Raw genomic sequence first — 24,270 nt, forward strand, 5'->3', positions numbered from 1 at the left:
GAAAACACCACCTCGATCACAGAACCACACTCCCCCTGAAAAGTACCTGCCGTTGTCGCAAACGTCCCTTCACGAATGACGCAATAACCGCTTCAATTGAACAACAAAAACAAAACATAAATTTAACATTAATGCCCGAAATCATTCGCAGGCAGCCACCAGACAGGCAGCCCGAAGCAGGACGGGATATTCCGATAAATACTGAAGAGGCCCCTATGAAACCTGAAGATTTCCGCACAGACGCGAAACGCCCGTTAACCGGTGAAGAGTACCTGAAGAGCCTGCAGGATGGCCGCGAGATTTACATCTACGGCGAACGCGTCAAAGACGTCACCACGCATCCGGCCTTCCGCAACGCCGCCGCCTCCGTCGCCCAGCTGTACGATGCGCTGCATAAACCGGAAATGCAGGACTCCCTGTGCTGGAACACCGATACCGGCAGCGGCGGCTATACCCATAAATTCTTCCGCGTGGCGAAAAGCGCCGACGATCTGCGCCAGCAGCGCGATGCGATTGCCGAGTGGTCGCGCCTGAGCTACGGCTGGATGGGCCGTACCCCGGATTACAAAGCCGCCTTCGGCTGCGCGCTGGGTGCGAACCCGGCTTTCTACGGCCAGTTCGAACAGAACGCCCGCAACTGGTACACCCGCATTCAGGAAACCGGCCTGTACTTTAACCACGCCATCGTCAACCCGCCGATTGACCGTCATAAACCGGCCGACGAAGTGAAAGACGTCTACATCAAGCTGGAAAAAGAGACCGATGCCGGGATCATCGTCAGCGGCGCGAAAGTTGTCGCCACCAACTCGGCGCTGACCCACTACAACATGATCGGTTTTGGTTCTGCGCAGGTGATGGGGGAAAACCCGGACTTCGCCCTGATGTTCGTCGCGCCAATGGATGCCGAAGGCGTCAAACTGATCTCCCGCGCCTCCTATGAGATGGTTGCCGGGGTCACCGGATCGCCGTACGACTATCCGCTCTCCAGCCGCTTTGATGAAAACGATGCGATCCTGGTGATGGATAAGGTACTGATTCCGTGGGAAAACGTATTGATCTATCGCGATTTCGATCGCTGTCGTCGCTGGACGATGGAAGGCGGCTTTGCGCGTATGTATCCGCTGCAGGCCTGCGTACGCCTGGCGGTCAAACTCGACTTCATCACCGCCCTGCTCAAACGCTCGCTGGAATGTACCGGCACCATGGAGTTCCGCGGTGTACAGGCCGATCTCGGCGAAGTGGTCGCCTGGCGCAATATGTTCTGGGCGCTGAGCGACTCCATGTGTTCCGAAGCGACGCCGTGGGTGAATGGCGCCTGGCTGCCGGATCACGCCGCGCTGCAGACCTACCGCGTGATGGCGCCGATGGCCTATGCCAAGATCAAAAATATTATCGAACGTAACGTGACCAGCGGCCTGATCTACCTGCCATCCAGCGCACGCGATTTGAACAACCCGCAGATCGACCAGTATCTGGCGAAATACGTTCGCGGCTCCAACGGCATGGACCACGTTGAACGTATCAAGATCCTCAAGCTGATGTGGGACGCGATCGGCAGCGAATTCGGCGGCCGCCACGAGCTGTATGAAATCAACTATTCCGGAAGCCAGGACGAAATCCGCCTGCAGTGTCTGCGTCAGGCGCAAAGCTCCGGCAACATGGACAAAATGATGGCGATGGTCGACCGCTGCCTGTCCGAGTACGACCAGAACGGCTGGACGGTGCCACACCTGCACAACAACTCTGATATCAATATGTTGGATAAGCTGCTGAAGTAATTCGCAGCGGGAGGTCACAATGCAATTAGATGAACAACGACTGCGTTTTCGCGATGCCATGTCCAGCCTGTCGGCTGCGGTCAACGTCATTACTACCGAGGGTGACGCCGGCCGCTGCGGCATCACCGCCACCGCCGTGTGCTCGGTCACCGATACGCCGCCGTCGGTCATGGTGTGCATCAATGCCAACAGCGCGATGAACCCGGTATTCCAGGGCAACGGCAAACTGTGCGTTAACGTGCTGAACCATGAGCAGGAAGTGATGGCCCGCCATTTCGCCGGCATGACCGGGATGGCCATGGAAGACCGCTTTAGCCTCTCCTGCTGGCAAAAAGGGGCCCTGGGACAGCCGGTTCTGAAAGGGTCGCTGGCCAGCCTTGAAGGGGAGATAAGCCAGGTGCAGACCATCGGTAGCCACCTGGTCTATCTGGTCGAGATCAAGAACATCACCCTGAGCCAGGAAGGCCATGGGCTGATTTACTTTAAGCGCCGTTTCCATCCGGTGATGATGGAAATCGAGGTCGCGGTATAACGTTCTGCCACCTTCGCTTCTGACATTCTCTTTTCTGTGCCCTGTTCTCTGTTCTCCTCTCTTTTTCCTCTCCCCTGCGGGGAGGAAAAAGAGGTGGAAAAAATCTTGTGATCTCAATCACATGTTTACCCGCTGCTCATTTCCTGCCCAACCGCTTATCCCGCCTGGCAACCGCTTAACCCCACATATAACCACTCACAGATTTACCCAACTTTACGCGCGCGGAGTTCTGGCAAGATCGTCCCCAGCATAGCTAACCAATACCTCCTCAAACCCTAACTTAAACCCAGACGGCTTCGGCCCATTATTCATCTTATTAACGCCAGGTTTTACTATGGATACTAAAAAGTTATTCAAGCACATACCCTGGGTGATTCTTGGAATCATCGGGGCATTTTGCCTCTCAGTCGTCGCTCTGCGCCGCGGTGAGCACGTCAGTGCGCTGTGGATCGTGGTGGCGTCAGTTTCCGTCTACCTCGTCGCCTACCGTTATTACAGCCTGTATATCGCGCAAAAGGTGATGAAGCTCGATCCTACGCGTTCTACGCCGGCGGTGATTAACAACGATGGTCTGAACTACGTCCCGACCAACCGCTACGTGCTGTTCGGCCACCACTTTGCCGCTATCGCCGGTGCCGGTCCGCTGGTGGGTCCGGTTCTCGCCGCGCAGATGGGCTACCTGCCGGGTACCCTGTGGCTGCTGGCGGGGGTGGTACTGGCCGGGGCGGTACAGGACTTTATGGTGCTGTTTATCTCCTCGCGTCGTAACGGTGCCTCGCTGGGTGAGATGATCAAGCAAGAGATGGGGCCGGTTCCGGGTTCCATTGCGCTATTCGGCTGCTTCCTGATTATGATCATCATCCTCGCGGTGCTGGCGCTGATCGTGGTAAAAGCGCTGGCAGAAAGCCCGTGGGGCGTCTTCACCGTCTGTTCGACCGTCCCGATCGCCCTGTTTATGGGGATCTATATGCGCTTCCTGCGCCCGGGTCGCGTGGGTGAAGTGTCGGTGATTGGTATCGTCCTGCTGGTGGCTTCCATTTACTTCGGCGGCATCATTGCCCACGACCCGTACTGGGGTCCGGCGCTGACCTTTAAAGACACCACCATCACCTTTACCCTGATCGGCTACGCGTTTATCTCCGCGCTGCTGCCGGTGTGGCTGATTCTGGCGCCGCGTGATTACCTCGCGACCTTCCTGAAAATCGGCGTTATCGTTGGCCTGGCGCTGGGCATCGTGATCCTCAACCCGGATCTGAAAATGCCGGCGGTCACCCAGTACATCGATGGTACCGGTCCGCTGTGGAAAGGTGCGCTGTTCCCGTTCCTGTTTATCACTATCGCCTGTGGCGCGGTATCTGGCTTCCACGCGCTGATCGCCTCCGGCACCACGCCGAAGCTGCTGGCTAATGAAACCGACGCCCGCTTTATCGGCTACGGCGCGATGCTGATGGAGTCCTTCGTGGCGGTGATGGCGCTGGTTGCGGCGTCGATCATCGAGCCGGGCCTCTACTTCGCGATGAACACCCCGCCGGCAGGCCTGGGCATCACCATGCCGAACCTGCACGAAATGGGCGGTGAAAACGCCGCGTTGATTGCCGCACAGCTGAAAGATGTGACCGTCCACGCCGCGGCGACCGTCAGCTCCTGGGGCTTTGTGATTTCACCTGAGCAGATCCTGCAAACGGCGAAAGATATCGGCGAGCCGTCGGTACTGAACCGCGCGGGCGGCGCGCCGACTCTGGCCGTTGGTATCGCTCACGTGTTCCACAAAATCATGCCGATGGCGGATATGGGCTTCTGGTACCACTTCGGTATTCTGTTTGAAGCGCTGTTTATCCTTACCGCGCTGGATGCCGGTACCCGTGCAGGCCGCTTTATGCTGCAGGATCTGCTGGGCAACTTCGTGCCGTTCCTCAAGAAAACCGACTCGCTGGTGGCCGGCATTATCGGCACCGCGGGCTGCGTCGGACTGTGGGGCTACCTGCTGTATCAGGGCGTGGTCGACCCGCTGGGCGGCGTGAAGAGCCTGTGGCCGCTGTTCGGTATCTCTAACCAGATGCTGGCCGCCGTGGCGCTGGTGCTTGGTACCGTGGTACTGGTCAAAATGCAGCGTACTAAATACATCTGGGTTACGGTGATCCCGGCCGCATGGCTGCTGCTGTGCACCACCTGGGCGCTGGGTCTGAAACTGTTCAGCACCAACCCGCAGATGGAAGGCTTCTTCTTCATGGCTCAGCAGTATAAAGAGAAGATTGCTTCCGGCGGCGAACTGACCGCGCAGCAGATTGCTAACATGAACCATATCGTAGTGAACAACTACACTAACGCCGGTCTGAGTATTCTGTTCCTGGTGGTGGTTTACAGCATCATCTTCTACGGCATCAAAACGTGGCTCAACGTGCGTAACAACAAAGTCCGCACCGACAAAGAGACCCCGTACGTGCCGGTACCGGAAGGCGGCGTGAAAACCTCTTCCCATCACTAAGCCTTAATACCGGATAGCGCTACGTTTATCCGGTCTGCAAAGGTCCTGTAGGCCCGGTCAGCGTAGCGCCACCGGGCTTTTTCTATCTGGAACTCACGATGTTTGGTAACTTAGGCGAAGCAAAAAAATACCTGGGTCAGGCAGCCAAAATGCTGATTGGCATTCCGGACTACGACAATTACGTCGAGCATATGAAAGCCAACCATCCGGATAAGCCTTACATGACCTATAACGAATTCTTCCGCGAACGCCAGCAGGCCCGCTACGGCGGCGACGGCAAAGGCGGCGTACGCTGCTGTTAATGGAGGCAAACATGGCACCGATTGCAGTCACCCTGTTGACCGGGTTTCTTGGCGCGGGTAAAACCACCCTGCTGCGCCATATTCTTAACGAACAGCACGGCTTTAAAATCGCCGTTATCGAAAATGAATTTGGCGAAGTCGCCGTTGACGATCAGCTGATTGGCGACCGCGCCACGCAGATCAAAACCCTGACCAACGGCTGCATCTGCTGCACCCGTTCCAACGAGCTGGAAGACGCGCTGCTCGACCTGCTCGACAGCCGCGATCGCGGCGACATTGATTTTGACCGGCTGGTGATTGAGTGCACCGGCATGGCCGACCCTGGCCCGATTATTCAGACCTTCTTCTCTCATGAGATTCTCTGCGAACGCTATCTGCTCGACGGGGTGATTGCGCTGGTGGATGCGGTCCATGCCGACCAACAGATGAACCAGTTCACCATCGCCCAGTCGCAGGTGGGCTACGCCGATCGTATCCTGCTGACAAAAACGGACGTGGCGGGCGACAGCGACAAGCTGCGCGAACGGCTGGCGCGGATCAACGCCCGGGCGCCGGTTTATACCGTAGTCCACGGTGATATCGACCTGAGCCAGCTGTTTAATACCAGCGGCTTTATGCTGGAAGAGAATGTCGTGAGCAGCGTGCCGCGCTTCCACTTTATCGCCGATAAGCAAAACGACGTCGCGTCTATCGTGGTCGAGCTGGATTACCCGGTCGATATCAGCGAAGTGTCGCGGGTGATGGAAAACCTGCTGCTCTCTTTCGCCGAACAGCTGATGCGCTACAAAGGGATGCTGTGGATTGACGGCGAGCCAAATCGCCTGCTGTTCCAGGGCGTCCAGCGCTTATACAGCGCCGACTGGGATCGCCCGTGGGGCGATGAAGCGCCTCACAGCACGCTGGTGTTTATCGGCATTAATTTGCCGGAAGAGGAGATTCGCGCGGCGTTTGCCGGCTTGCGCAAATAACGGTTTGGGCGTTCCCTCTTCCTGGGGGAGAGGGGCAACGCGAGGGCATCAGGCGGTACAAAATTCCTTTCGGGTATCACGATAAATAATGTTCCCTTCGGTGTACTTCCAGACGATGGCTTCATGATGCAATTCAGGCTTTCACTTAAGATATTAGAGTCAGTTTTAATCACAAAAATGTAAATTTAAGTATTTACTTATAACTATAGAAATATTTCTGGAAATTATTAGAAAGCAAATTAGTTCAGCCCCAATCAATATCTCCCCTCTGTTCAATTGCTGTTTAGGCAAAAAATTAAACTGACCCTAAACGGCAAAACGTTAATCGTTGACGCGGCGACAAGGTAACGCATTCACAACATCAAAAAAGTTTTTCGATAACATTTACGGTATAAAACATCGATTAACATCACATTTGCAGCCGTAAATATCACCTGTTAGGGTATCTGCAGATTAATTTGATGACGAGGCATAAACCATGAAAAAGCTCAATATCCTTATCCTTTCTGCGCTGACCGCAGTTTCCGGCTCCGCAATGGCGATGGGCTTTACCGTCGAGCAGGGGAAAAACTTTACCAACCTTAATATGGAACTGGGTAAATCCTCCTCCGGTCTTTATGCCGAAAGTCACTGGCTCAAAAATACCGACGATGGTACTCAGACCGGCGGCGTTGGCGCAGGTTATAACCTGGAAGTTGGCCCGGTGATGCTGAATGCCGGCGCGAAAGCCATCTACCTTGGGCCGAAAAAAGGCGATAACGGCGTGGCGTTCCCAATCGGTGGCGGCGTTAACGTTGCGCTGACCGACAGCATCCACGTATTTGGCGAAGGTTATGCCGCGCCGGAAGGCCTGAATAACAGCGTGAAAAACTACGTTGAAGCCAACGGCGGCGTGAGCTGGACTCCGATTACCCCGGTAACGCTGAAAGTGGGTTACCGTCACGTGAGCGTCGACGGGAAAGACGGCCGTCCAAACCACACCCTGATTGACGGCGCCTATATTGGCGGTGGTGTCACCTTCTGACCCGCCGATAAGCGTAAAAAAACCTGCCATCCGGCAGGTTTTTTCTTTTAGCATCCTAATCTTACCGGCGAATCACCACCAGCTTCTGGTTCACAAACTCTTTAATCCCCAGATCGGACAGCTCGCGGCCAAAGCCAGAGCGCTTCACGCCGCCGAACGGCAGCTCCGGCGCGGTATCGGTTAACCAGTTGATATAGACCATCCCGGTTTCGATCCGCGACGCCATCCGTTTCGCCCGTTCGATATCCTGGCTGAACACGGCGCCCCCCAGACCATAGTGCGAATCGTTCGCCAGCTTCACCGCCTCGTCGTCGTCCTTCACTACGTAGATTTGCGCCACCGGGCCGAAAAACTCTTCAAAGTACGCCGGGTTATCGCGAGTAATGCCGGTCAGTATGGTTGGCTCGAAAAAGCTGCCTTCCCGCGGCGCCGGTTTGCCGCCCAGATGCACTCTGGCGCCGTTTTTCACCGCCTCATCCACCTGTCTGGTCAGCGTTTCCAGCGCATCTTTCGAGGAGAGCGGACCCAGCGTCGTACTCTCGTCCAGCGGATCGCCGATTTTCACCTGGCGGAAGGCTTCAGTAAATTGGCTCAAGAACTGGTCGGCAATTTTTTCGTGCAGGATAAAACGTTTCGCCGCAGTGCACACCTGACCGGCATTGTTGAGCCGTGCCTGTACGCCAGTCTTCACCGCCTTCTCCAGACTAGCATCGTCCAGTACCACAAACACATCGTTGCCGCCCAGTTCGAGGGTTGCCTTTTTGATGTATTTTGCCGCCTGGGACGCCACCACGCTGCCGGCCTTTTCCGAACCGGTCAGCGCCGCCCCCTGGACGCGATCGTCGGCAATAATTTTCGCCACCTGCTCCTGGGAGATAAAGAGGTTGGTCCACGCGCCGTCCGGCGCTCCCGCCTCACGCACCAGATGGGCGAAGGTCTCCGCACAATGCGGAACGATGCTGGCATGTTTGGCGATAACCGGGTTCCCCGCCGCCAGATTTGGCGCCAGTACCCGCATCAGCTGGTAGTAAGGAAAGTTCCAGGGTTCCACGGCCATCAGCACGCCGATGGGATGGTGTTCAACCCAGGCCTCGCCGATGGCGGAAGGATATTTCACCGGAGCCAGAAACGATTTCGCATTATCGGCATAGTAGCGGGCGATTTGCGCACAGAGCTTCACCTCGCCGCGGCTTTGCGCAATCAGTTTCCCCATCTCCTGACTGGCGATTTTCGCCAGTTCTTCAACCCGGCTGTCGATCAGATCCGCCAGCCTGTGCAGAACGGGTAAACGCCGGTCGATATCCCCCTTCGACCACGCGGAATGGTAGAGCGCATCCGCCTTCTGCAGCGCCGCTTCGACGTCCGCATCGCTGTGCGCAGCATACTGTTTAATCAGCTGATTATTTGCAGGATTCACCGTCTGATAAGCCATATCGTATGTCTCCTTGTTATCGCTATTTACGTAGTCATAAAAACTACTCAGGGTATTAAGGTTAGTAGAGATGGCTGGGCATGAAGGTAAAGTTAGGTATTTACGGAGGATTCTGGCCGGAGATCGTCAGACGATATCCGGCGCGGAACAGGCTTAACGAGGAAGTCAGTAATAGCGGCCAGGCCGCCTGATCAGGCCATGTGGCGACACAATTAACGCTTAGCGGCGGTAATCTCCTCTTCTGACAGGCCGGTGATACGCAGCACCGTCTCCAGAGCGATGCCATTCGCCAGCATCGTACGGGCAATGCGTAGCCCTTCGGCTCGCTGGCCTTCGCGGCGCCCTTCAAGCTTACCTTTTCTACGCCCAACTTCCTGGAGTCTTTCCGCAATAGTCATCAGCCCCTCCTTATGATGCTGCGGCGCCCGCCGGGCAAGCTCACGAATAAACCTGCCAAAACGGGGGGCATCGCCGGAATATACCAGGTAATTAAACAACGTTTTTAGCTGGCCGTCATTAGTATATTCCTTAACCAAAATGACAATTAGCTGCTCAACCAGCCCCGTCAAATCGCGCTGGCGGATATGCTTTTGCATGAACTCCAGCAACGCTACGCGTCGGTGCTGGACGATCTCGTCATCCGGGATCACCGTAATATCCACCAGCGGAAAAGCGGTCGCATATAATCCGCGGGCATGAGCCGGGTGGGTAAAGCCATCCAGCCAGCACAACGAATAAGGGTAAGGCGTGGCGATACCGTGATAGAACAGCATGGGTATCACCAGCGGCAGGCGTTTATGTCCGGCATCCAGATGACGCTGCATCGCCGCAATGGCATAGCGCATCAGCCTGAAGGCCATATGGGCATCCGGCGAGCTTTGGTGCTCAATAACGACATAAATATAGCCCTCGCCGGCGGTGGTTTTTAGCGACCAAAGCACATCGGAGTAGCAAGCACGCAGGTCCTCCTCAATAAAACTTGCGGATTCAAGCCGTAGCGTCTCCAGCTCGCAAAGCTGGCGTAGCGAGGACGGCAGATGGATATCCAAAAAATCTCGCGCGGTATCCGTATGCCGGAGAAACTTTTTGAAAACCGCATCATGCGGCGTCGACGTTGAGCCTTTTTGCATGGTCAATAGCCTGCGCGGAGGGACACTAAAACGACTCTACCCGCCGCTAGCCCAGCGCACACGCCGCCGCTTATCTCTTTGCGCGCCGGGACGGAAGATATTTTTATCCGGCGGTAACAACGACAATTTTTTTCCTGCCCGCTCGCAGAACGCCCCGCAGACAGGCGTCAGCGGGCGTGCTATAAACCCCTATCCCCTTCGCTAAGGAGTCTTTCGTGAACCATACGCGCGATATCCTACAAACCTTCTGGCGCGACGAGCAGCTGCCCTGGCTGGAACTACGCAGCACCCGGCAAAGCCGCCAGGCCTATAAACGGCACCGCCATTCGCAGCTCTCTGTGGGGGCGATTATCGAAGGGGAAACGTGCTGTCTGTGCAACGGGCGGGAATATCTGCTGCGTCCCGGCGATCTGATCATTATCCCCGCTCAAGCGCCGCACAGCTGTAACCCGCGCGATGGCCGGCCGCGCAGCTACCATATGCTGTACCTCGATATGACGTGGTGCCGGCAACAGCTGCCGCTTTTCCCGAGTCAGGCGCAGGTGCACGCGCCGCAGCCCGTGATCCGCGATCCTGAGCTTTTCAAACGATATCAGCAGATTGTGGCGCTGATGGAGCGGCAGAAAACGGCAGCGCTCCCCGAACAGGTCGCGCAACTGCTGCGGGCGCTCCCGCTATCCGCCGCCCCGCCACTACCGCTGCGCGCGACCAGTTCACGGATCTTCAGTCGCCTGGCGGCCGATTTACAAGAACCGCCCTCTCTTGATGCGCTGGCCCACGAGTTCGCCCTGCGCAAAGAGACGTTGATTCGCACCTTTAAGCAGGACACTGGCCTGACGCCCGCCAGCTTTATGAATATGGCACGCATCGAATTTGCCAAAACGCGCCTGCGCGCCGGAGATGAGATCGCCGACGTCGGCTACCAGGCCGGGTTTGCCGACCAGAGTCATTTCCACAAAACCTTTGTCAGCTACACCGCCGCTACGCCGCGCCAGTATGCACTTGGCCGATCAATATCAGACAATAATTAGCGCCCCGCTTGCCATAGGCTGATCTCAGGTTCTTTGTGAGGTCGCTATGGACATGCTTACGTCGTTTTTCCCGCCCGCGTTTCCGGCGCTGGCGCTCTCCCACTTCGTTGCTCTGCTTAGCCCGGGGCCAGATTTCTTTTTACTGATGGGCTACGCCATTCGCTATCGCCTGCGCGGCAGCGTCGGCCTGTGCGTCGGTATTGCCGCCGGGAACGGGCTGTACATTATGCTGGCGATTATCGGCTGGGGCGTACTGCGTCAGGCGCCGCTACTGTTCACCGTCGTCGAGCTGCTGGGCGCCGCATATCTGCTGTGGATTGGCAGCCTGCTGCTGAGAAGCCGCCCGACGACGCTGGATGTCCGCAGCGCCTCGGCTTCACGCCCGTCGCGGGTAAAACAGCTTCTTCTCGGGCTGGGTTCTTCGCTACTCAATCCTAAAAACGCCCTGTTTTATCTGGCGCTGATGACCTCGTTGCTGGGTCCGGACGTCACGCTGGTGCAGCAGGCCGTCAGCGGAGTCTGGATGACCAGTATCGTGCTGCTGTGGGATCTCTTACTGGTGACGATGATTGCCCTGCCGGCGGTGCAGCGTCGACTTTCCACCGTCGTCTGGCGCGTTGAGCGGGCGGCCGGCGGCGTACTGATGGCTTTTGGCTGCTGGATTGTGTGGCAGTTTTTGCACGAGTCCGCCGTCAGGCTATATGCTTAAGCCTATGGAAAAAATCGCTGAACTGAAACGCGCCAAACTGCTGGCGCTGTCGCTACTGCTGATTGCGGTCGCCATTTTTATCACCACCCTGCTGCTGCCGCCGACGCCGTGGGTCAGCGCACTCAAAGCCATCTCCGAAGCGGCGATGGTCGGGGCGCTGGCCGACTGGTTCGCGGTGGTGGCTCTGTTTCGCCGTATCCCGCTGCCGTTTATCTCCCGACATACGGCGATTATTCCCCGCAATAAGGACAGGATCGCCGATAATCTTGGTTATTTCGTGCAGGAAAAATTTCTCGATACGCCCTCGCTGGTGGCGCTCATCCGTCGCTATGAACCTGCCCTGATGCTCGGCAACTGGTTCAGCCAGCCGGAAAACGCCCGCCGAGTGGGCCATCATCTGCTGCAGGTCATGAGCGGTTTTCTGGAACTGACCGACGACGCCCGTATCCAGCGTCTGCTGCGCCGGGCGGTACATAAGGCGATTGATAAGGTCGATCTGACGCAGACCAGCGCCATGATGCTGGAGGGATTAACCCGCAACAATCGCCATCAGAAGCTGCTGGACTCGCTCATTACCCAGCTCATTGCGTTGCTGCAGCGCGACAGTTCGCGCGCGTTTATTGCCCGCGGTATTGTCCACTGGCTGGAGACCGAGCATCCGCTGAAGGCCAAAATTCTGCCCACCGAATGGCTGGGCGAGCACAGCGCCGACATGGTGACCGACGCGGTGAATACGCTGCTCGACGAAGTCACCCAGGATCGCAGCCATCAGATCCGCCAGGCGTTCGATCGCGCCACCTTAAAACTGATCGATAACCTGAAAACCGATCCGCTGCTGGCGGAAAAAGCGGAGGGCATCAAGGCGTACCTGAAAAATGATGAGGCCTTTAACCGCTATCTCAGCGAGGTATGGGCCGACCTGCGGGCGTGGATCAAGAACGATGTCACCCGCGACGACTCGCGGATTCAACAGCGGATTGCCGATGCCGGGCAGTGGTTTGGCGAAACGCTGCTCCACGATGACGCGCTGCGCGAGTCGCTAAACGAACACCTGGAGCAGGCGGCCCATCGGGTGGCGCCAGAGTTTGCCGCCTTCCTGACTCGTCATATCAGCGATACGGTCAAAAGCTGGGATGCGCGGGATATGTCGCGGCAAATTGAACTCAATATCGGCAAAGACCTGCAGTTTATCCGTATCAACGGCACCCTGGTCGGCGGCTCTATCGGCCTGATACTGTGGCTGTTCTCGCAGATCCCGACCCTGTTTCTGCATTAAGCGAGCGCAAAACAGCGGCCCCGCGCGCTGGCGGGGCCCTGTGTTTAGCCGATGCGGGTAAACCCGGCCTCCAGATCGGCAATCAAATCGCCGACATCCTCCAGCCCGATATGTACCCTGACCAGCGTCCCGCTGAAATCCACCTCGCCGGCCGGACGAATACTGTTCAGCTCTTCCGGCTGGTTTGCCAGAATCAACGACTCGAACCCGCCCCACGAGTAGGCCATATGGAACAATGAGAAGTTATCGAGGAACGTCGACATTTGCTCATCCGTCAGGCGCTTTTTCAATACGAAGGAGAACAGGCCCGAGCTGCCGGTAAAATCCCGCTGAAAATATTCGTGGCCCGGACACTCTGCTAAAGCCGGATGATTCACCCGCGCCACTTCCGGCCTCGCCGACAGCCAGCGAGCAATGTGGATACTGCTCTCTTGATGCTGTCTGAGGCGCACCGCCAGCGTGCGCAGCCCGCGGCTGCCGTTATAGGCGGTATCCGCATCCAGCGTCTGGCCCATCAGATAGGAGTTTTCGCGCAGACGATCCCAGCAGCGGGCGTTGGAGACCGCCGTGCCCAGCATGGCGTCGGAATGGCCAATGGTGTACTTGGTGCCAGCCTGAATCGAAATATCCACCCCGTAGTCCAGCGCCTTAAACAGCACTCCCGCCGCCCAGGTGTTATCGATCATGATAACGATCTGCGGATTTACCGCGCGGATCGCGTTGACCATTCCCGGCACATCCTGGACTTCCATGGTGATTGAGCTGGGGGACTCGAGAAAGACCACTTTCGTCTCCGGGCGGATCAATTCGGCAATCCCGGCGCCGATCAGCGGATCGTAATAGGTGGTTTCAACGTTGAATTTGCTGAGGATCTTATTGCAGAAGTCCTGGGTTGGCTCATAGGCCGCGCCGGTCATCAGGATATGGTCGCCGCTTTGCACGAACGCCAGAATCGCATTGGTCACCGCCGCTGCCCCGCACGGATAGAGCGCGCAGCCCGCGCCGCCTTCCAGTTCACTCATCGCTTTCTGAAATGCGAAATGGGTGTAGGTCCCGCGGCGGCCATAGAACAGCTCGCCGTTGGCGCGATTGGCGGTAGCAAACTTTTTATCTTTTACCGTCTCAAAGACCAGCGAAGAGGCGCGCTGGATAACCGGGTTTACCGCCCCCTGAGTGTAGCGTTTGTCGCGTCCGGCGATAATTAACTGCGTGTCGAGCTTGAGTGAGTTCTTCATAACGTCTCCTGTAACATCCTTATATCCGTGCGAAAGCTTATACGGCGGCAGCCGTGGATTTCAGTTCAGCCTGTGCCGGCTTTTTTCCGGCGAAGCGTTCCACAATCTGCGCGGCGTTCAAATCATGAATCACGTTGATCAGGGTCGCCGGAGCATCGGTGATGGTGCCCAATACCACCAGCATCGGGATCGCCTCCATCGGCAGCCCCAGCGTGGTGACGATAAAAATTTCACCGAGGAATGCGCCGCCCGGTACGCCGCCGACGATAATGGCGGAGAGCACGGCGATCAGCATGGTCAGGAAGAAGGTCTCGGTGGTGAATTCCATCCCCAGCACCGAATAGATAAAAACAATCTTCAGTGCGGCGATCATGGCCACGCCGCCCTTATTCAGGTTAACCAGCAGCGGAATAGAGACATCGACGATTTCCGGGTTAATGCCCATCGCTTTACCGGCGCGCAGGGTGACGGGCAGCGTCCCTAATGAGGAGCAGGTCCCGAGCGCGGTCGCCGATGGTTCAACCGCATTACGCCAGAATGCTTTCACCGCCGGCATGCCGCCGCCGATCCAGGAATAGAGAATCGAACCGAAGATAAAATAGGCCAGCGTGGCAACCATAAACAGGCCGATCGCCCGGGCAAAGGTCAGCAGCAGCCCCGAGTCCTGGCTGGCCATCGTCGCGGCAAAATAGCAGCCCAGACCTATCGGCGCGACTTTCATAATGATCGAGACGATCTTCATGATGACGGTATTGGCATCTTCCAGCAGCGAGGCAATGCGTTTACCCGCCTGTTCCGATTGCCCGATGGCCACACCGGCAATAATCGCCATCACGATCAGCGCCAGAATATTGGACTTCGAGAACAGCCCGAGAAAATCGCTGGTGGTGATCATACTGACAAAATCCATCTTCCCGCTGCCCGCCTGCACCGACTGCGACAGATCGATGGTGACTCCCTGCGCCGGGTTGTACCATAAGGCGAGCGCGACGATGCCGGCCGCGGGAATAAAGGCCATCGCAATCGAGACAATAAAGATAATCGCCATAATGCGTCCCAGCCTTTTCAGGTCGGTCATACTGGCGATCGATGACATCACGCTGATTCCCACCAGCGGAACAATAATCATGAATAGCAGGTTAAGGAATATCTGACCTATCGGCTGTAATTTACCCGCCAGTCCCGGGGCGTAAATACCTGTCAGGCCGCCGATCACCAGGGCAATTAATAAAATAATAGAGGATTTGTAGGGTTCGAGTCGTGACCACATAACCGGTACCTTTTAATTAAAATTATATTAAATGAGATTAAATTCACAATTTAATGACTTTATGCGACGCCTCCTTTTATTTTGTGATGCAACTCACTTAAGTTGTTATTTTTTCATTTTGCCAGCAAGTTGTTTCCTGTGATTCAATAGTTGCATGTTTCAGATACGAATGTAACGGCTCATTCGTACCGTTTTTGCAAATCACTTGTGAATTAAAGGAAAAAATGAGCACGCCAATTTCACTCAAGCATCTGGAGTTTTTTATCAAAATTGTCGACTGCGGGGGATTATCTGAAGCCGCCGTACAGCTTAACGTCTCGCCCTCCGCGGTCAGTAAAAGCCTCTCGGCAATGGAAGATACGCTGGGCACAACATTAATTAAGCGTACCACCCGCAGTATTACGCTGACCGATGCCGGGCAATATCTCTTTAATCGCGCCAATAAGTTACTAAAAGAGTTTGATGATACGTTAAATACCACGTCCGGCTATTATCACAACCCGCAGGGTGAATTACGAATTACCTGCTCCATTGCCTTTGGCTACTCCCGGTTAGTCAACCTGGTGGATAAATATCGCCAGCAATACCCGGATGTGAATCTGTATATCGATTTGAACGATAATTTCGTCAACCTCAATGAAACCGACTTCGATATCGCTCTGCGTATCTCCACCGCACCGCCGCAAAACTACGCCATGCGCAAACTGGTTTCGATTCGCTGGGCCTATTGTGCATCCCCCGGCTATCTGGCTAAAAAAGGGATGCCGGTACGGCGCAGCGATCTGGTGAATCATGATTGCCTGGTTTATCCCGGTTTAACGCCGGTGCTGAAGGTGACCGACGAACACGATCGCCCGCATCAGCTCAAGCTGCACATGCCTATCCAGGCCAACAGCAGCCTGGTGCTGTTAAAATCGGTGCTGGAAGATCAGGGCGTTGCCTACCTGCCGACCTACCTGATCGGCGATCATATTCAGAAAGAGGAGATCACGCCGCTGATCCTCGATGGGACGATCGCCTGCGAAACCCACGCACTGTATGCGCTCTATTTCCCCAGCAAATACAGCAATCCTAAAGTACGATCGTTTATCGATTTCCTGGTGGCAGAACTCGGCCCGGTGCCCACGTGGGATAGCTGGATCCCCAGCTAGCCTTATCTCCTCTGCCATTTGATTTATTCAGAGTCCATTTAAGGAGCAAAAATGGCTGATATTACCCTGACGACCGGCGAGCGCGATCTGCTGCGCGAAAAGCTATGCGCATACTGCGAACAGAATTTTGACCTTGAACTGGAGCAGTTTGACGCCGAGTTCTTTGTCGATTTTATCGCGAAAGAGCTCGGCCCTATGTTCTATAACGCCGGGATTGAGGAGGCGATCCGCACCCACGTGGCTTACAGCGAGCGCATTCAGGAAGAGATGGATTTGAAGAAGGTCTACTAACGCCGCGGGATGGGTGGAAGATCAACAAATACACACAAACAACATGGTTATAATGGCGACTCTTTCATCATCTCCCGTGTACGGGGAAGGAAAATCATGTCGCTCATCACCGATCTACCCGCCATCTTCGACCAATTCTCGGACGCTCGTCAGAAGGGTTTTCTCACAGTCATGGACCTTAAAGAACAGAATGTGCCGCTAGTCGGCACCTACTGTACCTTTATGCCACAGGAGATAGCCATGGCGGCGGGCGCTGTCGTCGTCTCGCTGTGTTCCACTTCCGATGAGACCATCGAAGAGGCGGAGAAAGACCTGCCGCGCAACCTCTGCCCGCTGATTAAAAGCAGCTACGGCTTCGGCAAAACCGATAAATGCCCCTACTTTTATTTCTCTGACCTGGTGGTTGGCGAAACCACCTGCGATGGCAAAAAAAAGATGTACGAATACATGGCCGAGTTCAAGCCGGTGCACGTGATGCAGCTACCGAACAGCGCCAGCGACGCCGCCTCCCGGGCGTTGTGGAAAGCGGAGATCAAGCGTCTGCAGCAGGTGATTGAAACGCGTTTCGCAACACCAATCAGCGAAACGGCGCTGCGTGAAGCCATCGTGTTGAAAAATCGCGAACGCCGGGCGCTGGCCAATTTCTATCGCCTCGGGCAGTTAAATCCACCGGCGCTCAGCGGCGGCGAGATACTGAAAGTGGTTTACGGCGCGACCTTCCGTTTCGACAAAACCGCGCTGATTGATGAACTCAACGCGATGGCAGAACGTATCCATCAACAATGGCGGGAAGGTCGACGACTGGAGGCCCGCCCGCGTATTCTGATCACCGGCTGCCCGATCGGCGGGGCGGCGGAAAAAGTGGTCCGCGCCATCGAGGACAACGGCGGCTGGGTGGTGGGTTATGAGAACTGCACCGGCGCGAAAGCTACCGAGCACTGTGTGGCGGAAGATGGCGACGTCTACGATGCCTTAACCGATAAATATCTCGCTATTGGCTGCTCCTGCATTTCGCCCAACGATCGGCGCCTGCAGTTGCTGAGCCAGATGGTCGAGGAGTATCAGGCCGATGGCGTGGTCGACGTCATCCTGCAGGCCTGCCATACCTACGCCGTTGAATCGCTGGCGATTAAGCGTCACGTACGTCAGCGGCACGACATCCCCTATATCGCGATTGAAACCGACTATTCGACGGCAGATCTCGGCCAGCTCAGTACCCGCGTCGCCGCATTTATCGAAATGCTGTAAGGAGCGCGCGTGATCTACACGGTAGGTATTGACTCTGGTTCCACCGCGACAAAAGGCATCCTGCTGGCAGACGGCGTCATTACGCGCCGTTTCCTCTGCCCGACCCCTTTTCGCCCCGCCGACGCCATCAACGACGCCTGGGAGACCCTGTGCGCGGGCCTCGCGGAACCCCCTTTTTTAACCCTCACCGGCTATGGTCGCCAACTGGTCGATTTTGCCGATAAACAGGTGACGGAGATTTCCTGTCACGGGCTCGGCGCACGTCTGCTGGCGCCGGAAACCCGCACGGTTATTGATATCGGCGGCCAGGACAGCAAAGTCATCCAGCTGGATGCGCAGGGCAACCTCAGCGACTTTCTGATGAATGACAAATGCGCGGCCGGCACCGGTCGCTTTCTGGAGGTGATTTCGCGAACCCTCGGCACCAGCGTCGAGCAGCTGGACGCCATTACCGAAGGCGTTGAAGCGCACGCCATCACCAGCATGTGCACGGTATTCGCCGAATCGGAAGTTATCAGCCTGCGTTCAGCCGGAGTCGCGCCGGAGGCGATTCTGGCCGGGGTGATCAACGCCATGGCCCGGCGCAGCGCAAACTTTATCGGCCGCTTGTCCGCGCAGGGGCCATTGCTGTTTACCGGCGGCGTCAGCCACTGCGCCGCCTTCGCCCGCATGCTGGAGACGCATGTCGGTATGCCGGTCGCCACCCATCCCGACGCCCAGTTCGCCGGGGCGCTCGGCGCGGCGCTAATCGGCCAGCGTCTACGGAGGCGCGAATGAGCAGTTGGCTGTATCTGTTTCATTCAACCGTTGGCGTGGTACAGACCCGCAAGGCGCTGCAGGCCGCCGGGGTTGCCTTTCAAATCAAAGATATTCCGCGCCAGCTGCGCAGCGGCTGCGGTCTGTGCGTGTTGATTGAGGGAACGGAAGACGCGGCGCGAAGCTGGATAATCGCGGGGCATACGGCGGCGCTGTATCAGCAGAGTGGGGAAGCGTGGCAGTGCATCGCCAGCTTCCCGCAGAAGGATTAATCGGTAATCACGAACCGCGTCGGCGCAAAACAGTTCAGAATCCGGTGCACGAGGAAAACCAGCGTCAGCGTGACGATAAGCGAGGTGGTCACCGAGGTAATCCGGTACAGATCGCTGAAGATCAGATCCTGGTCCGGATGCAGGTTCTGGCCGAACATGATCCCGATGGTGGTGATGCTGGCGAAACCCACCCCGGCGCCTACCTTTTCCATCACGTGCAGGCGAGCGCTAAAGGCCAGACCCAGGCCAATCAACGGCATCATCAATACCATATGATTGCTGAAATCGTAGATAAGCAGCTGCACCACCAGAATATACAGGCAGGACAGCACCACCCCCGCGACGCGCCACACCGAGCTTATCACCGCGCCGCGGTAGTGCATCGGGAACAGGATCAGGATCCCCGCCATCAGCGCCGAAAGGGAATCGCTGAGATCGCAGATCTGGAAGACCACGAAAATCAGGGTGGCAACGGTGCCGGAGAGCAGCGATTCATGCCGCACCCTGGCGGCGTCTTTCTCGATTCGCGGCGGCGGCTTACGCGGTTCGACGTCCGGAATCAGGTAATTCATTAACGCGCTGAGCGCCACCGCCATCACGCAGGCTTCCATATTAGAGAACAGCAGCGTGTGCCAGTTGCTGGTGGGGTAGCTCATAAAGTTGAGCATCGTGCTCTGACAGACCACCCCCATCGATCCCAGCAGAAACAGCGGTCCCTGACTCATGAAGCGAAAACGCATCACGTAGAGGCCAAAAACCACCAGCGTCATCACAATCGGCCATTGCGACAGATAGCCGACGATCAATACCATTTCAACGCAGTTTACTGCCGCACTAAAGATAAACTGCCTGGCGACGTGACGATTAAAAACCGGCACCAGCGACAGCAGCATCAGCGGATAGACTACAAAGAAGACGCCGTACTGCACATCGTAGAAGGTCGAGATACTCAGCGCTATCATCCCGGCAAAGGCGATCCGCAGCGTCTGACGAAAGTCATTCGCCGTGTAAACGATATTACCGTGCGGGGTGAAAACGCGAGCCAGCGTATTAATAGACATAGTGCAGCAGGCTCACCAGATGGATCTGCAGGCCGGCAAAGGTGCGGGCAAACGGACCCTCGCTGTTATAGAGCTGAACCGTGGCACGGGCGCCGGTCGGCAGCGGTTTGTCCAGCGGTTCATCAAGCGCGACGTGGATCCGCATCCGCTGGGCATCGCGCACCCAGCGGGTGGACTGCTCCGGCTGCGACAGCTGGCCGTTAACCTCTTCCTGGCCGGCTAAAATCCCGGCGTCGCTGCTGGTCACGTGCGCCGGAAATACTCTCCCCGGCAGCGCATCGAAAACCACCGCAGCGTCGGTATTCACCCCGGTGTGGCGCAGGCTCTTCTCACGAAAATCAGCGACGATATCGGTATGGTTGCTGACCAGCGCCAGCAGCGGCGTGGCGGCGGTAGCATACAGACCCGGATTGAGCTGCAGGTTGCTCACCATTCCGTCCGTTTCGGCATAGACTTTGCTCCAGCCAAGGTTGAGCTGCGCCTCTTCCAGCGCGTTGCGGTATTTTTGCAGCGTCACGTTACGGTTATCGTCGCGCTCTCCGCGCTGGATCAGCAGATTCTGGATGCTGGCATTCAGCGCGCTGACCGACTGTTCACTGGTCTGCCAGGTTGTGCGCACCTTATCGAGATCCGATTGCGAAACGTTCTGCATGGTGCTCAGCCGCTGATAGCGATCCAGAGTCACTTTATCGTTGCGGGCGGTGAACTGCGCGGTGCGCAGGTTGGCGCGTGCGGCGGCAAGCTGGGCATCAAGCTGCTGATTGCTCAGTTTTGCTTGCTCATAGGCGATCTGCGCGGCCTGGACTTTGTTGATAAACGGCGTCGGATCCAGCTCATAGAGCAGATCCCCTTTCTTCACCTGGCTATTGTTGTGCACATAGACCTGCGACACATAGCCGGAGACACGCGGTGAAACGGGCGTCACGACCCGCATGACGGTCGAGTCCGGCGTCAGCGGGATCCAGATATCGGCAACGATAAACCAGGCGAATATCGTCAGGAACGCGACAATACTTACCCTTACCCAGCGGGCAAATTTTTGTTCAGGGGTCATCATAGTTTTTTAGATCTTGTTATCTTCTTCGCGGATTGTCCGCAAATTGCAGGCGATGTGATTTAAGGTGGCGCTGAAGGTGGCGAGATCCGCCGCAGGAATGGTCCGGGTGACGCGGGATTGATAGGTCTCAATCACACGATTCAGTTCTTCCAGTATCGACCGGCCTTCCGCCGTCAGCGTCAGCAGGCGTATGCGTTTGTCATATGGCGATGTGGAACGCACCAGATAGCCCTGGTTTTCCAGCTGCGTGAGGGTGCGCATCAGCGGCGGCAGTTCAATACCCTGCACCTCCGCCAGTTCGCTGACCGAGACGTTATCCCCCAGCTGATGCAGCTGCATCAGCACCGTCCAGCTTGACTGGGTCAGGCCGGTATCGGTGATAGCAGAGTCAATAGTCGCGCGCCACTGGCGTACCACCATCGCCATCCGCATTCCCATCGGGCGGCGGGCGAACAGTTCGTCTTCGGTCATGTTTCTTTCCTCAGTTAGCTGAGAAGAAAATAATACTTATCAGGATAAGTATCAAGAAACGGTGGACGCAGAAGCATTAATTGATAAATATTGTGAATGTAATAACCCTGGCGGACATTTCCCCGGTCGCGTTACCGCTTACCGGGGCTATGAATTGGTCGCCCGGATAGCACGTTTACGCCGTCATCCGGGGAAAAGCGCATTTTTTAATTGAGCTGATCTCGCCTCAGCCCGACATCCTTGAGCTGTTCATCGCTCATTCGCTGCAAAATCCGTCGCGTTTGCTGCCGTAACCACCATTTTCTTATCATTCGGCCCAGTAATACGAAGCCGATAAACGGCTGTTTTGCCCGGTTCTCGTGAAATTCCATCCTCTACCTCCTCGCCTTGCCAGAGGCTTTATCTTCGCGGATCTGAAGCCCAACAATACAGATGCACAAAATACTTTTCTTTAACATACAGATTGATTAAAACGGTATCTGCGTGGCTTTTTTTTCATCCATCTGTACTGGTTTATCTATCTGTATGGCGGCAATAAAGGATACAGCATGACGCGTTACCAACATCTGGCCAGTCTGCTGGCAGAACGTATTGAGCAAGGGCTGTATCGCGACGGCGAAAAACTGCCGTCGGTACGCAGCCTGAGTCAGGAGCACGGTGTCAGCATCAGTACCGTCCAGCAGGCCTACCAGACGCTGGAACAGCAGCGGCTGATCACCCCGCAGCCGCGTTCCGGCTATTTTGTCGCCCCGCGTAAAGCCCAGCCGCCGGTACCGCCGATGTCGCGCCCGGTTCAGCGCCCGGTGGAGATCACCCAGTGGGATCAGGTGCTGACCATGCTCGACGCGCGCAATGATAAAACCATCATCCCCTTCGGCGGCGGCTCGCCGGACGTCACTCAGCCCAGCCTGAAACCGTTGTGGCGTGAGCTTAGCCGGGTGATTCAGCATAACCTCAGCGAGGTGCTGAACTACGACGAGCTGGCCGGGCGCCGCGAACTGCGTGAACAAATTGCCCGCCTGATGCTCGACGGCGGTTCCGTGGTGACCGCCGATGATTTAGTGATCACCAGCGGCTGCCATAGCGCCCTGTCGCTGGCCCTGCTGTCGGTGTGCCAGCCCGGCGATATCGTTGCCGTCGAATCTCCGTCCTATTACGGCACTATGCAGCTGCTGCGCGGTCTGGGGATCAAAGCCATTGAGATCCCTACCGATCCGGACAGCGGGATCAGTATCGAAGCGCTGGAGCTGGCGCTGGAGCAGTGGCCGATCAAAGGCGTTATCCTGGTGCCGAACTGCAATAACCCGCAGGGTTTTATCATGCCGGATGCCCGCAAGCGCGCGGTGCTGACCCTCGCCCAGCGTCACGATATTGTCATTTTCGAAGATGATATTTACGGCGAGCTGGCCACCGACTACCCGCGTCCGCGCACCATTCACTCGTGGGATATCGACGGCCGGGTGATGCTCTGCAGCTCGTTTACCAAAACTATCGCGCCGGGCCTGCGCATCGGCTGGATCGCGCCAGGCCGCTACTACGATCGTCTGCTGCAGATGAAATACGCCGCCAGCGGGACCAACGTTCCTTCAACCCAGCTGGCCGCCTGTAACTTCATCCGCGAAGGCCACTACCATCGCCACGTGCGGCGGATGCGGCAGATCTACCAGCGCAATATGGAGATCTACACCTGCTGGCTGCGGGAATACTTCCCCTGCGGCATCTGCGTTACCCGGCCGAAGGGCGGCTATATGCTGTGGGTTGAGCTCCCCGAGCACGTCGATATGGTCTGCGTCGCGAAGCAGCTGTGCCGCCTGAAAATCCAGGTCGCGCCGGGCTCGCTGTTCTCGGCGTCCGGGAAATACCGCAACTGTTTAAGGATCAACTGCGCCCTGCCGCCGATCGATAAGCACCGGGAGGTGATGGTGAAGCTGGGGGAGGCGGTGAAGGTGGCGATGGAGTGAGTTTTTCACCGTAGAGAACCGGCTTGTCCTCCGGCGGCGCTGCGCTGACCGGGGCTGCGGGTTCCCGGCCGCCTGCGGACTCGTCGCTCCAACAAGACGCGGCAAGCAAAGCACCAGCGGGACAACCTCTATCGCGCGCCGCACGCCGGGAACAGCTACGATTTCTTATTCTGCTCGCGAATCATCGCTTCTCTTAAAATCGCATTCAGCCGCGTTTGATAGCCTTTTCCCGGGCGTTTAAGCCACTCCATCACATCTGCATCGATGCGCACAGAGGCCTGCGTTTTTAATGGCCGATAAAATTTACCACGAACCGCCTCTGACCACGGCTCATCGTCCGAAGAGGGGATATCGCTGTAATCAATGTCATCATCTGATTTTTTCGCCAGCGCTTTGAGTTCGTCTTCACGCTGAGCGGTAAGCGCTGTCGGGTTATCGCGTTTATGTTTAACCATGCTCATAACGACTCCTCTCTTTTTTGTCCGCCTTCCGGGCGCTGATGATACGAATCACCTCAGCCCCGCTTTCAAAACGGACCGAATGCGCCACAAGAATAACGATAATTCCATGAACGAGGCCGATGGTTTGCCATCGATACTCACCGTTTTCATAACGATCCTGGCGGGAAAGGTGCTGCGGATCGTCAAAAACCAGTACCGCCTCCTCGAACCGAATCCCATGTTTTCTTAGATTGCTTGCTGCCTTGTTTGCATCCCATTCAAACTCCATTGGCATAGCATTCATCCCGATTGTATATACAAAAAAGTATAGACAATTATCAGGCAAGTATACTATCAATGTTGGAAAAAACCTCACATTTCCAGAGGCTA

General features: G+C 56.5%; 25 protein-coding genes. 15 read left to right on the forward strand and 10 right to left on the reverse strand.

The window, feature by feature from the left end; genetic code table 11:
- Positions 1–215 precede the first annotated feature (215 nt).
- The 6 genes from hpaB to Q1L34_RS22905 all read left to right on the forward strand — a co-directional run bounded on the left by hpaB (position 216) and on the right by Q1L34_RS22905 (position 7,089).
- The gene (gene hpaB, locus Q1L34_RS22880; RefSeq protein WP_004857561.1) at positions 216–1,778 is read left to right on the forward strand and encodes a 4-hydroxyphenylacetate 3-monooxygenase, oxygenase component; all 1,563 of its coding nucleotides are present in this window, start codon (positions 216–218) and stop codon (positions 1,776–1,778) included.
- 19 nt (positions 1,779–1,797) lie between these two features.
- Positions 1,798–2,310, forward strand: coding sequence for a 4-hydroxyphenylacetate 3-monooxygenase reductase subunit (locus Q1L34_RS22885; protein ID WP_004857559.1), 513 nt, complete (start codon positions 1,798–1,800; stop codon positions 2,308–2,310).
- A gap of 334 nt (positions 2,311–2,644) precedes the next feature.
- Positions 2,645–4,795: a pyruvate/proton symporter BtsT gene (gene btsT / locus Q1L34_RS22890; protein ID WP_004857557.1), complete on the forward strand. Its 2,151-nt coding sequence runs from the start codon at positions 2,645–2,647 to the stop codon at positions 4,793–4,795.
- Positions 4,796–4,893: 98 nt separating this feature from the next.
- Positions 4,894–5,097 (forward strand): YbdD/YjiX family protein, encoded by a 204-nt coding sequence (locus Q1L34_RS22895; RefSeq protein WP_004857555.1) that lies wholly within the window; start codon positions 4,894–4,896, stop codon positions 5,095–5,097.
- Between the two features lie 11 nt (positions 5,098–5,108).
- Positions 5,109–6,065 carry a GTPase gene (yjiA, locus tag Q1L34_RS22900; protein WP_004857553.1) on the forward strand — a complete coding sequence of 319 codons (957 nt, stop codon included), beginning with the start codon at positions 5,109–5,111 and terminating at the stop codon, positions 6,063–6,065.
- Positions 6,066–6,543: 478 nt separating this feature from the next.
- The gene (locus Q1L34_RS22905) at positions 6,544–7,089 is read left to right on the forward strand and encodes a YfaZ family outer membrane protein (protein WP_004857551.1); all 546 of its coding nucleotides are present in this window, start codon (positions 6,544–6,546) and stop codon (positions 7,087–7,089) included.
- 61 nt (positions 7,090–7,150) lie between these two features.
- Here the strand turns inward: Q1L34_RS22905 and Q1L34_RS22910 are convergent, their stop codons facing one another.
- Entirely contained in the window at positions 7,151–8,521 is a 1,371-nt protein-coding gene (locus tag Q1L34_RS22910; protein WP_004857549.1) for an NAD-dependent succinate-semialdehyde dehydrogenase, read from the reverse strand.
- Positions 8,522–8,733: 212 nt separating this feature from the next.
- Positions 8,734–9,651 carry an Rpn family recombination-promoting nuclease/putative transposase gene (locus Q1L34_RS22915; RefSeq protein ID WP_044350018.1) on the reverse strand — a complete coding sequence of 306 codons (918 nt, stop codon included), beginning with the start codon at positions 9,649–9,651 and terminating at the stop codon, positions 8,734–8,736.
- Between the two features lie 215 nt (positions 9,652–9,866).
- Between Q1L34_RS22915 and Q1L34_RS22920 the strand changes: the two genes are divergently transcribed.
- From Q1L34_RS22920 to Q1L34_RS22930, 3 genes are read left to right on the forward strand one after another with little or no spacing between them, the layout of a single operon-like run.
- A complete protein-coding gene (locus Q1L34_RS22920; protein ID WP_015585215.1) occupies positions 9,867–10,682 on the forward strand; it encodes an AraC family transcriptional regulator in 816 nt (271 codons plus the stop codon).
- 46 nt (positions 10,683–10,728) lie between these two features.
- Positions 10,729–11,391 (forward strand): LysE family translocator, encoded by a 663-nt coding sequence (locus Q1L34_RS22925; protein ID WP_004857544.1) that lies wholly within the window; start codon positions 10,729–10,731, stop codon positions 11,389–11,391.
- A complete protein-coding gene (locus tag Q1L34_RS22930; protein ID WP_004857542.1) occupies positions 11,384–12,667 on the forward strand; it encodes a DUF445 domain-containing protein in 1,284 nt (427 codons plus the stop codon). Before Q1L34_RS22925 ends, Q1L34_RS22930 begins: the two co-directional genes overlap by 8 nt.
- A gap of 44 nt (positions 12,668–12,711) precedes the next feature.
- Here the strand turns inward: Q1L34_RS22930 and metC are convergent, their stop codons facing one another.
- Positions 12,712–13,902, reverse strand: a complete 1,191-nt coding sequence (gene metC / locus Q1L34_RS22935; protein ID WP_015585218.1) for a cystathionine beta-lyase — start codon at positions 13,900–13,902, stop codon at positions 12,712–12,714.
- 37 nt (positions 13,903–13,939) lie between these two features.
- Positions 13,940–15,172 (reverse strand): dicarboxylate/amino acid:cation symporter, encoded by a 1,233-nt coding sequence (locus tag Q1L34_RS22940; RefSeq protein ID WP_004857539.1) that lies wholly within the window; start codon positions 15,170–15,172, stop codon positions 13,940–13,942.
- A 224-nt stretch (positions 15,173–15,396) separates the two neighbouring features.
- Between Q1L34_RS22940 and Q1L34_RS22945 the strand changes: the two genes are divergently transcribed.
- From Q1L34_RS22945 to Q1L34_RS22965, 5 genes are all read left to right on the forward strand, one after another.
- Positions 15,397–16,323, forward strand: coding sequence for a LysR family transcriptional regulator (locus Q1L34_RS22945; protein WP_004857536.1), 927 nt, complete (start codon positions 15,397–15,399; stop codon positions 16,321–16,323).
- A gap of 51 nt (positions 16,324–16,374) precedes the next feature.
- On the forward strand, positions 16,375–16,614 hold the full coding sequence (locus Q1L34_RS22950; RefSeq protein ID WP_004857534.1) for a DUF2164 domain-containing protein: 240 nt from the start codon (positions 16,375–16,377) through the stop codon (positions 16,612–16,614).
- 96 nt (positions 16,615–16,710) lie between these two features.
- Positions 16,711–17,862, forward strand: coding sequence for a double-cubane-cluster-containing anaerobic reductase (locus Q1L34_RS22955; protein ID WP_327204297.1), 1,152 nt, complete (start codon positions 16,711–16,713; stop codon positions 17,860–17,862).
- Positions 17,863–17,871: 9 nt separating this feature from the next.
- Positions 17,872–18,639, forward strand: coding sequence for a putative 2-hydroxyacyl-CoA dehydratase activator YjiL (gene yjiL / locus Q1L34_RS22960; RefSeq protein ID WP_099842715.1), 768 nt, complete (start codon positions 17,872–17,874; stop codon positions 18,637–18,639).
- Positions 18,636–18,890 carry a putative Se/S carrier protein gene (locus Q1L34_RS22965; protein ID WP_004857528.1) on the forward strand — a complete coding sequence of 85 codons (255 nt, stop codon included), beginning with the start codon at positions 18,636–18,638 and terminating at the stop codon, positions 18,888–18,890. The genes yjiL and Q1L34_RS22965 overlap by 4 nt, the downstream gene beginning before the upstream one ends.
- Here the strand turns inward: Q1L34_RS22965 and Q1L34_RS22970 are convergent.
- The 4 genes from Q1L34_RS22970 to Q1L34_RS22985 all read right to left on the reverse strand — a co-directional run bounded on the left by Q1L34_RS22970 (position 18,887) and on the right by Q1L34_RS22985 (position 21,850).
- Positions 18,887–19,951, reverse strand: a complete 1,065-nt coding sequence (locus Q1L34_RS22970) for a DUF2955 domain-containing protein (RefSeq protein ID WP_004857527.1) — start codon at positions 19,949–19,951, stop codon at positions 18,887–18,889. The two genes, Q1L34_RS22965 and Q1L34_RS22970, sit on opposite strands and share 4 nt — an antisense overlap.
- Positions 19,941–21,008: an HlyD family secretion protein gene (locus tag Q1L34_RS22975; protein ID WP_004857525.1), complete on the reverse strand. Its 1,068-nt coding sequence runs from the start codon at positions 21,006–21,008 to the stop codon at positions 19,941–19,943. Before Q1L34_RS22975 ends, Q1L34_RS22970 begins: the two co-directional genes overlap by 11 nt.
- A gap of 6 nt (positions 21,009–21,014) precedes the next feature.
- Complete coding sequence (locus Q1L34_RS22980) at positions 21,015–21,479, reverse strand: MarR family winged helix-turn-helix transcriptional regulator (protein WP_004857523.1); 465 nt, start codon at positions 21,477–21,479, stop codon at positions 21,015–21,017.
- A gap of 206 nt (positions 21,480–21,685) precedes the next feature.
- The gene (locus tag Q1L34_RS22985; protein ID WP_004857521.1) at positions 21,686–21,850 is read right to left on the reverse strand and encodes a DUF1127 domain-containing protein; all 165 of its coding nucleotides are present in this window, start codon (positions 21,848–21,850) and stop codon (positions 21,686–21,688) included.
- 177 nt (positions 21,851–22,027) lie between these two features.
- Between Q1L34_RS22985 and Q1L34_RS22990 the strand changes: the two genes are divergently transcribed.
- On the forward strand, positions 22,028–23,440 hold the full coding sequence (locus Q1L34_RS22990; RefSeq protein ID WP_015585221.1) for an aminotransferase-like domain-containing protein: 1,413 nt from the start codon (positions 22,028–22,030) through the stop codon (positions 23,438–23,440).
- 155 nt (positions 23,441–23,595) lie between these two features.
- Here Q1L34_RS22990 and Q1L34_RS22995 read toward each other — a convergent pair whose 3' ends face one another.
- Positions 23,596–23,901: a BrnA antitoxin family protein gene (locus Q1L34_RS22995; protein ID WP_004857518.1), complete on the reverse strand. Its 306-nt coding sequence runs from the start codon at positions 23,899–23,901 to the stop codon at positions 23,596–23,598.
- On the reverse strand, positions 23,888–24,175 hold the full coding sequence (locus Q1L34_RS23000; RefSeq protein ID WP_004857517.1) for a BrnT family toxin: 288 nt from the start codon (positions 24,173–24,175) through the stop codon (positions 23,888–23,890). The genes Q1L34_RS22995 and Q1L34_RS23000 overlap by 14 nt, the downstream gene beginning before the upstream one ends.
- Positions 24,176–24,270 lie beyond the last annotated feature (95 nt).

This window comes from Klebsiella ornithinolytica (genome assembly GCF_030505655.1).
GTDB classification, from domain to species: Bacteria; Pseudomonadota; Gammaproteobacteria; order Enterobacterales; family Enterobacteriaceae; genus Klebsiella; species Klebsiella ornithinolytica.